This is a genomic window from Nocardia sp. NPDC055053, from assembly GCF_053608285.1.
The window spans coordinates 53,671-64,157 of the sequence record NZ_JBSGVD010000018.1; the positions used below are offsets into that span (position 1 = coordinate 53,671).

Genomic DNA, 10,487 nt, shown 5'->3' on the forward strand with positions numbered 1-10,487 from the left:
TGACAGAATCGACGATGTGAACGCGCCCGAACTCGATGCCGACGGACGCAGATATCGCGGCGCCGCTCCCGGGCAGCGTCAGCAGGAGCGCCGCGCCCGGCTGATCGACGCGGCGACCGAGGCGTTCGGCACCGACGGCTACCGCAACACCACGGTCACCACCATCTGCGCCGCCGCGGGCGTCGGCAAGCGGTACTTCTACGAATCCTTCACCGACAGCGAGGATTTGCTGCTCGAGGTGTATCGCGAGGTCGCCGCGCGGATGCTCGAGGCGATCCATGTCGGCATCGGCGACGTCGAGGCCGAGATCGCCACCAGGGTGCGTAGCGCGCTGTCGGCGTACTTCCAGCTCATCCTCGACGACCCGCGAGTGCCGAGGATCGCCTTCTTCGAGATCCTCGGCGTGAGCCCGACCGTCGACCGCGCCTATCACGATGTGCTCGACGCCCTGATCGACATCTGCATGGCCCTGCTGACGCCGTATGTGGACCTGGACAACCATCCCGCCGTGAGCGTGCGGATGGTGATCCTCGGGCTGGTCGGCGCGATCCTGATCATCGCCCAGAAATGGGTGCTCGACGACTACCGCCAGCCGCTGGAGGATGTCGTCGACAGCGGGTTCCTCGTGGTGACCGCCGTGCTCGAACGGATCGGCTCGGTCACCGAATAGCGCTGCGCTAGATCACTTTTCGCGCTTCGATGCCGTCGAGCAGGGCGGCGAGACCGAAGCGGAAGCTGCTGTCGGGCGCGGCGTTGTAGCCGGTGCCTGCGGCACGCTCCATCCGGGCGCGCAGCCGGGGGAACGTGCCCGCGATCTCGCCCGCCTCGGTCATCGCCTGCGCCAGTTGCGCTTCCGGATCGGCGCCGCCCTTGCTCAGCCGCCTGCGCAAGGAGACGTTGGCGGCGGGGCCGGTCGCGTTGCCGAGGACGAACAGGAAGATCGCGGCGACGGCGCGGTCGGCATCGTCGTCGTCGAATCCGGCCGCCTCGAAGATCGCCAGCGCGTTCTCGTCGTGCCGGGATTTGTTGGGGCCGTAGAGCAGATGGCTCGCCTGCGCCTGCACGAGCCAGGGGTGCCTGGCCAGCGCCTCGTACATGCCGGTGGCCATCGTCTCGGCGGCCGCGCGCCAGTCGGCGGCATCCGGGTCGGGCAGGTCGATCTCGCCCCACACCTCGTCGACGGCCAGGCGCACGAGGTTGTCCTTGTTCTTCACGTGCCAGTACATGGCGGTCGCGGCGGAGTCCAGGCGCTGGCCGAGGCTGCGCATGTTCAGGCCGTCGAGGCCCTCCTCGTCGAGCAGTTCGATCGCAGAGCCGACGATCTGTTCCCTTGTCAAGGTGTCGCGTGCCATGCCGCCACGATAGGCGCGCGCGACCGACTTTCACAAAGTTCAAGAAGGCGCTTTCACTTAGTTCAAGTCTGACGCTATGGTTCTTTTACTTAGTTCAAGCCGGATCGGAGCAACCCCATGAACACCCTCGTCGCCGCCATCGAGATCGCCATCGCCGCCGCCTTCGTGAGCATGCCGATCGTTCGCCACCGCTACGGCAAGGCCGCCATGGCGACCGCGCAGGCCGAGCTGTCGCGCCAGGGTGTGCGGACAACGGCGCTGCACGAGCACGGCATGCGGTTCGACGCCAGCGGACACGAGAGCGCGGCCCCGCTGAGCATCGCCGCGATCATGCTCACCGCGGCCGGGCTGAACCTGGCCGGCCTCGACATCGCCCGCCCGGTGACCTGGGTGGTGCTGACCCTGGTTTTCCTCGGCAACTGCGTGATCGTCTACAGCAACCACACCGCGGTGCGGTCGGTGACGGCCGCCTTCGCCCGCACCGGCGATCCCGAATTGGCGCGCATCGACGTCCCCGCCCTGCTCGAGCGCGCCGAAGCCGGGTTCCCGGCGTGGACCTGGACCCTCCAGACGGCCCGCAACACCATGGTTTTCGGTGGCGCCGCCATCGGGCTGGCGCTGTCGATCCTCGGCTGAGGCCCCTTCCCCGAAGCCCCGGTTCCGGCCGGGGTTTCGCCATGCGCGGCGTAGGTCAGCCGATCCCGGCGGTGAACTCGGCGAACCGCTCGGCGATGCGGTCGGGGTATTCGCCGTTGATGGCGTGGGAAGCGTCCGGCCACACCTCGACCTGGGCGCCGGGGATCAGCTGGGCGGTGGCGGCGGCCTCGGTCGCGTCGTGCACGATGCTGCGACCGGCGAACACGGCGAGTACGGGTACGGCGAGCGCGCGCAGTTCTTCCTCGGTCGGGCGTGGCAGCAGCGGCTGAGCGTCGCGGTAGTCCTTCATTCCGGAGGCGATCAGCCTGCCCTCGGGGACCGTGTCGTCGACGGGGGCACCGCCGGAGATCCAGCTCAGCAGCCGATTGCGCAGGCGCGCGGGCATCGCGGGGATGGCGCTGCCCAGCGAGACGATGATCATCTTCCAGCTCAACCGGGCGAAGGTGTTCGCCGGATCGAGCAGGGTGATCGAGGCGACGCAGCCGGGGCGGTGCATGGCGGTCTGCATCGCCAGGTTCGCGCCGATGCTCACGCCGAGCAGATGGGCGCGGGGAACACCAAGTCCGGCAATGGTTTCGGAGACCCAGGTGGCCTGATCGAGTCCGTCGATCAGCTCCCTGGTCTGACCGCTCGCGCCCGGCTCGCCGACGCTGTCCACCGACCAGACGGTGTGCCGCGCCCGCAAGCCGGGCAGGTTGACTGCCCACATCGGGGTCGATGCCTGCCTGCCGGACAGCAGGACCACCGGCGTGCCACCGCTGGGACCGAACCGGTAGGCGCGCACCTGCCCGAACGAAGTAGGCACCGCCGCCATCGCGTCGGGCTTCGGTAGTTCGGCCATGCCTGCGCGGTAGGCGGCGGCGAACCGGTGGAAGCTCGCCTGGTCGGTGAAGTACCCGACCTTGTCCGCGGGTCGACCGATCGTGGGATCCAGGAAGAACTCGTCCTCGGCCATGCCGCCGAGGGTAGTCCGCGCACCTGGGCGACTGCGGCAGGCGGGCCGATCAGCGCAGCAAGGCGACGATCGCATCCTGGTCGAGGCGTTCGGCATTCTGGAGTGCGGTGCGACCGTCCGCGTCACGGATCTGCGGGTCGGCGCCCGCCGCGAGCAGCGCGGTGACGGTCTCCTGGTAGCGCTGCGAGCCGTCGCCGTAGACGATCGCTTCCTGCAGTGCGGTCCACCGCGGCTTGTTGACGTGGTTGACGTCGACGCCGGCGGCGATCAGCAGGCGCACGGTGCTCACGTGCCCGTGCTCACTCGCCGGGATGAGCGCGGTGCCGCCGTACCGGTTGACGCTGCGCAGGTCGGCGCCGTGCCGCAGGGTCGGCTCGAGGATCTCGTCGAAGCCCTCCGCGCCCGCGTACAGGTAGGCGGAGTCCCGCAGGTCGTCCTTGGCGTTCACATCGGCGCCCGCCTCGATCAACACCACCGCCGCCTCGCTCGCCCGGTTCTTGGTCGCCGCGACCAGCGGGGTGCGGCCCTTGTCGCCGCGGGTCTCCATGTCGGCGCCGCGGGCGATCAGGTCACGCACCCGGCCCGCGTCGTTGCCCGCGGCGGCGGCGAACAGTTCGTCGTCGAGACTATGGTCGACCTGCCGGGTGGTCTGCGGTGCCTGCGCGGATACCTCGGTGGTCACCGTGGTCTCGGCGGCCTGCGGCACGTCCGGGTCGGCGGAACAGGCGCCGATACCCACCGCGAGCACCGCGAGCGCGAGCACGCTCACGCGGGTGCCACGGACTGTGGGGCGAGCCGGATTCATAGGTTTCTCCTCTGGTCAGGTCCCTTCCACCGTGCCCACCGGACCCCATCGCGTCCAGGACGCAGTGCCGATCGCCCCGATCGACACCGTCTATGGCGAGCTGGTTGATCTACCCGGCTCCGGGTAGCCCTGAGACATGACAACTCACGAGGATCAGCAACTCGACGAGGTCATCGAACGACTGACCATCCGTTACCCCACGATCGCCCCGGCCGAGATCGCCGACATCGCCCGGCAAACCTACGACCACTTCGCGAAGGTGCACGTCCGCGACTTCGTTCCGCTGCTCGTCGAGCATCGTGTGCGGGAAGAGCTGGGCACGCCGACCGGGAAGATCCCACACATCCCGGACTGATCGGGCCGCGGCACCGCTAGCGTTGGCGTAGCACACGCCGACACTGAGGAGTTCCGCATGCCCGAGACCGTCCGTGGAGTCATCGCCCGCGCGCAGGACGCCCCGGTCGAAACGGTCGACATCGTGATCCCCGATCCGGGTCAGCACGATGTGATCGTCCGTGTGCAGGCCTGCGGGGTCTGCCACACCGACCTGCACTACCGCGAGGGCGGGATCAACGACGAGTTCCCGTTCCTGCTCGGTCACGAGGCCGCCGGTGTCGTCGAGACCGTCGGCGCCGCGGTCACCCATGTCGCCGAAGGCGATGTGGTGGTGCTGAACTGGCGCGCGGTCTGCGGCGAATGCCGGGCGTGTCGGCGTGGCCGCCCCTGGTACTGCTTCGACACCCACAACGCGAGCGCCCCCATGACGCTCACCGACGGCACCCCGCTGACCCCCGCGCTCGGCATCGGCGCGTTCGCGGACAAGACCCTCGTGCACGAAAAGCAGTGCACGAAAGTCGATCCCGAGACCGACCCGGCGGTGGCGGGCCTGCTCGGCTGCGGCGTGATGGCAGGTATCGGCGCCGCTGTGAACACCGGCGCGGTCTCGCGCGGCGACAGCGTCGCGGTGATCGGCTGCGGCGGTGTCGGTGACGCCGCGGTCGCGGGCGCCCGCCTCGCCGGGGCGGGCACGATCATCGCGATCGACCGCGACCCGCGAAAGCTGGAGTGGGCGAAGGATTTCGGCGCGACGCACACCATCGACGCGAGCACCGGAGACGTGGTCGAGCAGATCAAGGAGCTCACCGGCGGTTTCGGCGCCGATGTCGTGATCGACGCGGTCGGCAGGCCGGAGACCTGGCAGCAGGCGTTCTACGGTCGCGATCTCGCCGGCACCGTGGTGCTCGTCGGCGTCCCGACACCGGACATGAAGCTCGAGATGCCGCTGATCGACCTGTTCTCGCACGGCGGCTCCCTGAAGTCGTCCTGGTACGGCGACTGCCTGCCCGAACGCGACTTCCCGATGCTCATCGATCTGTATCGCCAGGGCAGGCTGCCGCTGGACCGCTTCGTCACCGAGCGCATCGGCCTCGACGAGGTCGAGCAGGCGTTCACCGCCATGGGCGAGGGCCGGGTGCTGCGTTCGGTGGTGGTGTGGTGAGCGCCCGCATCGAGAAGGTCGTCACCTCAGGCGTTTTCGCGCTCGACGGCGGGACCTGGGAGGTCGACAACAATGTGTGGCTGATCGGCGACGACGACGAGGTACTGATCGTCGACGCCGCCCATGATGCCGACGCCATCGCCGCCGCGGTCGGCTCCCGGCACGTCACCGCGATCCTGTGCACGCACGGCCACAACGACCACGTGACCGTCGCGCCCGAACTCGCCGAACGCCTCGACGCCCCCGTCCTGCTCCACCCCGGCGACGAGCCGCTGTGGCGGATGACCCACCCCGACGCGGGCTACCGCTCGCTGGCCGACACCACCCGGATCACAGTGGCGGGCACCGACATCGACCTCCTGCACACTCCCGGCCACTCCCCCGGCTCGGTCTCGCTGCACCTTCCCGAACTAGCGGCACTGTTCACCGGCGACACCCTGTTCGCGGGCGGACCGGGCGCCACGGGCCGCTCGTTCTCCGATTTCGGCACGATCATCGATTCGATCCGCGACCGATTGTTCGCGCTGCCCGAGGAGACCACCGTCCACACCGGCCACGGCGACACGACCACCATCGGCACCGAGAAACCCGCCCTCGCCGACTGGATCGCCCGCGGCCACTGAGGCCACAATCTGGACGATCGATCACCAGGCTCTGGTGGCAGCAACGCCCGAGAAGGAAAATCCACCAGAGCCTGGTGATCTTGTTCGTGGGTCAGGAGTCGCGGGTCTGGGTGGCCGATCGGCCGATACCCGGCACGAATCTGCCTGTCGTGGCGCAGTAGTCCCGATAGCCTGCGCCGTGGACCCTGGTCAGGTACGGCTCCTCGACCACCCGGACCTGCAGTTCGATCGTCAGGAGAAGAAGCAGGAATGCCGCCAGCGCGACGACGTTCGGGATGATCAACGCGATCCCGGCGCCGAAGACGAGCATGGCGGTGAAGATCGGGTTGCGCACCAGGCCGAACACGCCGGTGCGCACCAATGTCGTTGTCTCACTGGCATCGACACCGATGCGCCAGGATTCGCCCATCTCGTTCTGCGCGTAGAGGGTCGCGGCGATTCCCGCTATCGCCAGGACGAAGCCGGTGGCCTGGATCGGCGCGGCGGTGAGCGCGTCGATCGGGCCGAGTACGCCGCCGAGTTGCAGAGCCACCGCGGCGAGCCCGACGATGATCGCCACGATGAAGCCGACACCGGCCGTCCATTCCAGCGATCCGGGACGTCCGCTGATGCCGCGGAACCCGGTGGAGCCGGTCGCTCGATATTGCCGCCAACTGCGCCAACCGAATCCGAGCGCACCGAAAATCACATACAGGACCAGTGCCGAGACAGCCATGGCCGGTTCCTTTCCTCAGTCGTCGCGGTCGCGCAACAGGTATCGCCCCGCCACGCGTCGCGACCTTCCTTGACCGCGATGACCGCGATCACCAGGGCGGCGATCGGGTCGGCCAACGACCAGCCGAACAGGGCATTGAGCAGCAACCCGGCCAGCAGGACCGCGGACAGGTAGGTGCACAGCAGGGTCTGCTTGGAGTCGGCGACCGCCGAGGCCGAACCGAGTTCGCGACCCGCGCGGCGCTGCGCCGCCGACAGGACCGGCATGATCACCAGACTCGCCGCCGCCAAACCGATTCCGACCGGCGAATGCCGCGCTTCCCCCACCCCGAACAGCGCGCGCACCGCGTCGACGGTGACGTAGGCGGCCAGCGCGAAGAACGAGAACGCGATGATCCGCAGGGCGACCTTCTCCCTGGCTTCCGGGTCGCGCCCGGCGAACTGCCACGCCACCGCCGCCGCGGAGGACACCTCGATCACCGAGTCGAGCCCGAAGCCGATCAATGCCGACGAGGACACCCGGGTGCCCTCGGTCAGCGCGATGATCGCCTCGATCACGTTGTAGCTGATCGTCGCGGCCACCAGCCAGCGGATCCGGGTGGCGAGCACCGCGCGGCGATCCGGAACCACCAGCGGCGCACCGATTTCCGGCATCAGCAGCACTGCTCTGTCGCAGCCGCCGGACAGCAGGCCGGATCGACTTCCAGTACCAGGCCGATGAGGTCGTCGAGTGCCCGGCCGATCCGTGGATCGGCCAGCTCGTAGCGGCTACGCCGGCCTTCCGCGACGGCGACAACCAGCCCACAGCCGCGCAGACAGGCCAGGTGGTTGGACAGGATCTGTCGCGACACCCCGATCTTGTCCGCCAGCTCCGACGGGTACCCGGGCGCGGCGCGCAGGCTCAGCAGGATCTGCGTCCGGGTCGAGTCCGACAGCGCATACCCGAAGCGGGACAGTGCGTCGCCGTGCATCACGGTGTCCATGGTTCCTACTGTACAGCGATTTCTGTATTCAGAAAACCCTGTATGAATACCGCCTAGCGCTCAGCGCCGGAAGAAGCGGCCACGGGCACCCGCCCCTCGTCCGAGCGCCCCATCCAGACGACGAGGGCGATGATCAGGGCGAAGGCAGCCAGCGCGGTTCCGGTGCGCAGGAAGTGGAACGCATCCCAGCGGGCGAGAATCGTGGCGTAGTCCGCCGGAGCTCCCACGACCGCCCACTCGTTGATCCGGTGGTTGATCGGCACATTGCCCAGTCGCGTGATGAGGAACGAGGCGACCACCAGCGCCGTGGCCGCCGCGGCGACGACTCGGTGCCGACCTGTCGAGAACACAGCGGCGGCCAGGCAACTCAGCGCGGCGGCGGCCATCGTGGCCTGCATGCTGATGCTGTTGTTCCGCATGAGTTCGGTGTGGAAATCGAGGCGCATCTGCAGCGGCACCCGGTCGAAGGTGGGGACGAGGTTGGCGGCGCCGTAGCCGAAGGCTCCGGCGAGCAGTCCGGTGGTGAGCAGGGCGAGCGAGCGGATACTTCGGACGAGCACTGGAATCTCCTCGGGCGATCAGGCGGCGGGAACGGTGCGGGTGAGCTGGTCGGCGCGGCGGAGTTTGCCGTCCGGCGTGAATTCACCGAACAGGAAGACCTCCGTGGTGACGGTTCCCGTCGCGCGCATCGTGGCGTGGATGGTCATCCGCACGGCCATCCGATCGCCGTCCGCGATCACCTCCGCGACCTCGAACCGGTAGTCGCGCAGGTTCTTTCGCACGGGACGGAGGTGGGCGACCAGCCGGTCCCGATCCAGCCTGATCCCGTCGGCGACCTGCACGATGTCGGGCGTGTGAAAACGGTCGACGACCTCGGCCGGATCGGCGTCACCGTCCAGCGCGGCGGCGGTGTACTCGGTGAAGAAATCGGCGATGAACTGCTCGGGCGAGCGGGGCGGTGCGGGGTCCATGACACTCCAGCCGTAGAATTCTTACAGTGCTGTAAAGGTTAGGCATAGCCACACAACTTTGACAAGGGTGTAAGATTTTGACCGGATCCGGGGAACCGAAACGACGCGCGGACGCCACCCGCAGCAGGGCGGCCGTGCTCGACGCCGCCACCCGGCTGCTCGCCACCCAGCCGGACGCCGGGATGGCCGCCATCGCCGCGGAGGCAGGCGTGACCAGGCAAACCGTGTACGCGCACTTCGCTTCTCGGGACGACCTGATCAACGCCGTCGTCGATCGCACGACCGGTCAGGCCGCCGAAGCCATGCGGGCGGCCGACCTCGACAGCGGCCCGGCCACCGATGCGCTGGTGCGGATGCTCGATGTGGGCTGGCGGTTCTTCCGGGTCTCCCCGCTCGCCCACCATGTCGGCGCGTTCGCGCGCCAACGCGACGAGGATCGTCAGTTCCCCATCAACGAGCGGCTGCTCCGGCTCGTCACCAGAGGCCAGCGTGCGGGCGAGTTCGACGGGGAGGTGTCACCGCAGTGGCTCGTCACCGCGATCGTCGCGGTCAGCCATGCCGCGGGCGACGAGGTCAGGGCGGGCCGGATGACACAGCCGCAGGCGCAGGCGGTGCTGCGCGACAGCGTCCTGCGACTGGTCGGCGGGAGCGTTCCGTCAGACGATCAGACCGCCACCGGCAGGTCGACCGGATCGCCCGCTTCCGTAGCGGCGCCGCGCACCACCGCGGCCAGCAGGCCGAACAGGACGAACTGATCGCGCGGCAACAGCAGTGCCTCCGGCGCCCAGTTGTGCACGAACCCGACGGCCAGCCCGGACGCGGGATCGGCCCAGCCGCCGGAACCGACGAAGCCGATGTGCCCGAACGCATTTCGCGCGCCCGTCACCGGCATGGAGTGATAACCAAGCCGCCAGCCCATCGGCAGGCACAGGTTGCGGTCGGGCAGCACCGATTGCAGACGCGCCATGGCGCGCACCCTGTTCCGCGAGAACAGCGGCGACTCGGTCGCGATCGCGCTGTAGACGCCGGCGAGGGCGCGCGCGGTGAAAACACCGTTCGCCCCGGGCAATTCGCCACGCAGGATGGCGGGATCCGCGCCGTGGGCCAGCCGGTCGATACCCTGGGTGTAGATCGACCGGAGGAATCCCGCACCGGGCACCAAGGTGCGCGAGGCGAGCCGGATCACCATGTCGGCCTGGGGAATTCCGAGCGGAGTGGTCGACCCGTGCGTCACCGCGACGGTGGTGCGCGCGCCGGGCCCTGGCGCCCCGAGGTGCAGCCCGTCCACGCCGAGTGGTTCGGCCAGTTCCGTGCGGTACAGCTCGCCCATGCTCTTGCCGGTCACCGCCCTGGCGATCCCCGCGATGATGGTTCCGTACGAAATCGCGTGGTAGGCGGGGAAACCGCGGAATCGGTCCGGCGCCGCGGCGGCGAGACGTTCCTCGATCAGCTCATGGTCGGCGAGTTCGTCGGCGGTACGGGCGAAGACACCGATCCGCGACAGCCCCGCCCGATGGCTCATCGCCTCCGCGACGGTGATGCTCGCCTTGCCGTTCGCGCGGAACTCCGGCCAGTACTCCGCGACCGGCGCCCGATAGTCCACCAGCCCGCGCTCGGCCAGCACATGCAGCACCGTGGAGGTGACACCCTTGGAGGTCGAATACGACAACGCCGCCGTGTTCTCCTGCCATGGCACCGCCCCGGCGGCATCCGCGTGCCCGGCCCACACGTCGACAACCCGCCGCCCGTGCTGGTACACGGCCAGCGCGCCCCCGCCTCGCCCACCGTCGAACAACCGCCCGAACCGGTCGATGGCTTCCTGGAACTGGGGTGCGGCGCTCCCCCGGAGGGAAGTGCCCGACGGACCAGGACCGGACGATGCTCCACGCATAAAGAACCTCACATGTCACCATTGACAAACCGCGGCTG

Annotated in this window: 15 protein-coding genes; 6 read left to right on the forward strand and 9 right to left on the reverse strand. The window is 68.9% G+C overall.

Annotated elements, in window-relative coordinates; genetic code table 11:
* Window positions 1-16 precede the first annotated feature (16 nt).
* Entirely contained in the window at window positions 17-670 is a 654-nt protein-coding gene (locus ACWF82_RS19985) for a TetR/AcrR family transcriptional regulator (protein ID WP_452503152.1), read from the forward strand.
* Between the two features lie 7 nt (window positions 671-677).
* Here the strand turns inward: ACWF82_RS19985 and ACWF82_RS19990 are convergent, their stop codons facing one another.
* Window positions 678-1,352, reverse strand: a complete 675-nt coding sequence (locus tag ACWF82_RS19990) for a TetR/AcrR family transcriptional regulator C-terminal domain-containing protein (protein WP_452503154.1) — start codon at window positions 1,350-1,352, stop codon at window positions 678-680.
* Between the two features lie 117 nt (window positions 1,353-1,469).
* Between ACWF82_RS19990 and ACWF82_RS19995 the strand changes: the two genes are divergently transcribed.
* Window positions 1,470-1,988: a hypothetical protein gene (locus ACWF82_RS19995; RefSeq protein WP_452503156.1), complete on the forward strand. Its 519-nt coding sequence runs from the start codon at window positions 1,470-1,472 to the stop codon at window positions 1,986-1,988.
* Between the two features lie 55 nt (window positions 1,989-2,043).
* On the opposite strand, the gene ACWF82_RS20000 is transcribed toward ACWF82_RS19995, so the two are convergent.
* Together ACWF82_RS20000 and ACWF82_RS20005 are read right to left on the reverse strand one after the other, a co-directional pair.
* On the reverse strand, window positions 2,044-2,964 hold the full coding sequence (locus ACWF82_RS20000; protein WP_452503158.1) for an alpha/beta fold hydrolase: 921 nt from the start codon (window positions 2,962-2,964) through the stop codon (window positions 2,044-2,046).
* Between the two features lie 49 nt (window positions 2,965-3,013).
* Window positions 3,014-3,769: an ankyrin repeat domain-containing protein gene (locus ACWF82_RS20005; RefSeq protein WP_452503159.1), complete on the reverse strand. Its 756-nt coding sequence runs from the start codon at window positions 3,767-3,769 to the stop codon at window positions 3,014-3,016.
* A 136-nt stretch (window positions 3,770-3,905) separates the two neighbouring features.
* Between ACWF82_RS20005 and ACWF82_RS20010 the strand changes: the two genes are divergently transcribed.
* The 3 genes from ACWF82_RS20010 to ACWF82_RS20020 are packed head-to-tail and all read left to right on the forward strand — an operon-like array spanning window position 3,906 to window position 5,890.
* Window positions 3,906-4,124 (forward strand): three-helix bundle dimerization domain-containing protein, encoded by a 219-nt coding sequence (locus ACWF82_RS20010; RefSeq protein ID WP_452503161.1) that lies wholly within the window; start codon window positions 3,906-3,908, stop codon window positions 4,122-4,124.
* 57 nt (window positions 4,125-4,181) lie between these two features.
* Window positions 4,182-5,267 (forward strand): S-(hydroxymethyl)mycothiol dehydrogenase, encoded by a 1,086-nt coding sequence (locus ACWF82_RS20015; RefSeq protein ID WP_452503163.1) that lies wholly within the window; start codon window positions 4,182-4,184, stop codon window positions 5,265-5,267.
* Window positions 5,264-5,890, forward strand: a complete 627-nt coding sequence (locus ACWF82_RS20020; RefSeq protein WP_452503164.1) for an MBL fold metallo-hydrolase — start codon at window positions 5,264-5,266, stop codon at window positions 5,888-5,890. Before ACWF82_RS20015 ends, ACWF82_RS20020 begins: the two co-directional genes overlap by 4 nt.
* Before the next feature lie 91 nt (window positions 5,891-5,981).
* On the opposite strand, the gene ACWF82_RS20025 is transcribed toward ACWF82_RS20020, so the two are convergent.
* The 5 genes from ACWF82_RS20025 to ACWF82_RS20045 are packed head-to-tail and all read right to left on the reverse strand — an operon-like array spanning window position 5,982 to window position 8,558.
* The gene (locus ACWF82_RS20025) at window positions 5,982-6,605 is read right to left on the reverse strand and encodes a methyltransferase family protein (protein WP_452503165.1); all 624 of its coding nucleotides are present in this window, start codon (window positions 6,603-6,605) and stop codon (window positions 5,982-5,984) included.
* A complete protein-coding gene (locus tag ACWF82_RS20030) occupies window positions 6,575-7,258 on the reverse strand; it encodes a cation transporter (protein ID WP_452503167.1) in 684 nt (227 codons plus the stop codon). Before ACWF82_RS20030 ends, ACWF82_RS20025 begins: the two co-directional genes overlap by 31 nt.
* A complete protein-coding gene (locus ACWF82_RS20035) occupies window positions 7,258-7,587 on the reverse strand; it encodes an ArsR/SmtB family transcription factor (RefSeq protein WP_452503169.1) in 330 nt (109 codons plus the stop codon). Before ACWF82_RS20035 ends, ACWF82_RS20030 begins: the two co-directional genes overlap by 1 nt.
* Window positions 7,588-7,640: 53 nt before the next feature.
* Window positions 7,641-8,147, reverse strand: coding sequence for an anthrone oxygenase family protein (locus ACWF82_RS20040; protein ID WP_452503171.1), 507 nt, complete (start codon window positions 8,145-8,147; stop codon window positions 7,641-7,643).
* Between the two features lie 18 nt (window positions 8,148-8,165).
* Window positions 8,166-8,558 carry a nuclear transport factor 2 family protein gene (locus ACWF82_RS20045; protein ID WP_452503173.1) on the reverse strand — a complete coding sequence of 131 codons (393 nt, stop codon included), beginning with the start codon at window positions 8,556-8,558 and terminating at the stop codon, window positions 8,166-8,168.
* A 77-nt stretch (window positions 8,559-8,635) separates the two neighbouring features.
* Between ACWF82_RS20045 and ACWF82_RS20050 the strand changes: the two genes are divergently transcribed.
* Window positions 8,636-9,313, forward strand: coding sequence for a TetR/AcrR family transcriptional regulator (locus ACWF82_RS20050; protein ID WP_452503175.1), 678 nt, complete (start codon window positions 8,636-8,638; stop codon window positions 9,311-9,313).
* Here the strand turns inward: ACWF82_RS20050 and ACWF82_RS20055 are convergent.
* A complete protein-coding gene (locus tag ACWF82_RS20055) occupies window positions 9,223-10,449 on the reverse strand; it encodes a serine hydrolase domain-containing protein (RefSeq protein ID WP_452503177.1) in 1,227 nt (408 codons plus the stop codon). The genes ACWF82_RS20050 and ACWF82_RS20055 overlap by 91 nt on opposite strands.
* Window positions 10,450-10,487 lie beyond the last annotated feature (38 nt).

Bases quoted from the DNA above. Each gene is read 5' to 3' on its own strand.
- ACWF82_RS20000 (WP_452503158.1), bottom strand. From the start codon at position 2,964: ATGGCCGAGGACGAGTTCTTCCTGGATCCCACGATCGGTCGACCCGCG.
- ACWF82_RS20045 (WP_452503173.1), bottom strand. From the start codon at position 8,558: ATGGACCCCGCACCGCCCCGCTCGCCCGAGCAGTTCATCGCCGATTTC.
- ACWF82_RS19990 (WP_452503154.1), bottom strand. From the start codon at position 1,352: ATGGCACGCGACACCTTGACAAGGGAACAGATCGTCGGCTCTGCGATC.
- ACWF82_RS20015 (WP_452503163.1), top strand. From the start codon at position 4,182: ATGCCCGAGACCGTCCGTGGAGTCATCGCCCGCGCGCAGGACGCCCCG.
- ACWF82_RS20030 (WP_452503167.1), bottom strand. From the start codon at position 7,258: ATGCCGGAAATCGGTGCGCCGCTGGTGGTTCCGGATCGCCGCGCGGTG.
- ACWF82_RS20055 (WP_452503177.1), bottom strand. From the start codon at position 10,449: ATGCGTGGAGCATCGTCCGGTCCTGGTCCGTCGGGCACTTCCCTCCGG.
- ACWF82_RS20035 (WP_452503169.1), bottom strand. From the start codon at position 7,587: ATGGACACCGTGATGCACGGCGACGCACTGTCCCGCTTCGGGTATGCG.
- ACWF82_RS20025 (WP_452503165.1), bottom strand. From the start codon at position 6,605: ATGGCTGTCTCGGCACTGGTCCTGTATGTGATTTTCGGTGCGCTCGGA.
- ACWF82_RS20010 (WP_452503161.1), top strand. From the start codon at position 3,906: ATGACAACTCACGAGGATCAGCAACTCGACGAGGTCATCGAACGACTG.
- ACWF82_RS19995 (WP_452503156.1), top strand. From the start codon at position 1,470: ATGAACACCCTCGTCGCCGCCATCGAGATCGCCATCGCCGCCGCCTTC.
- ACWF82_RS20005 (WP_452503159.1), bottom strand. From the start codon at position 3,769: ATGAATCCGGCTCGCCCCACAGTCCGTGGCACCCGCGTGAGCGTGCTC.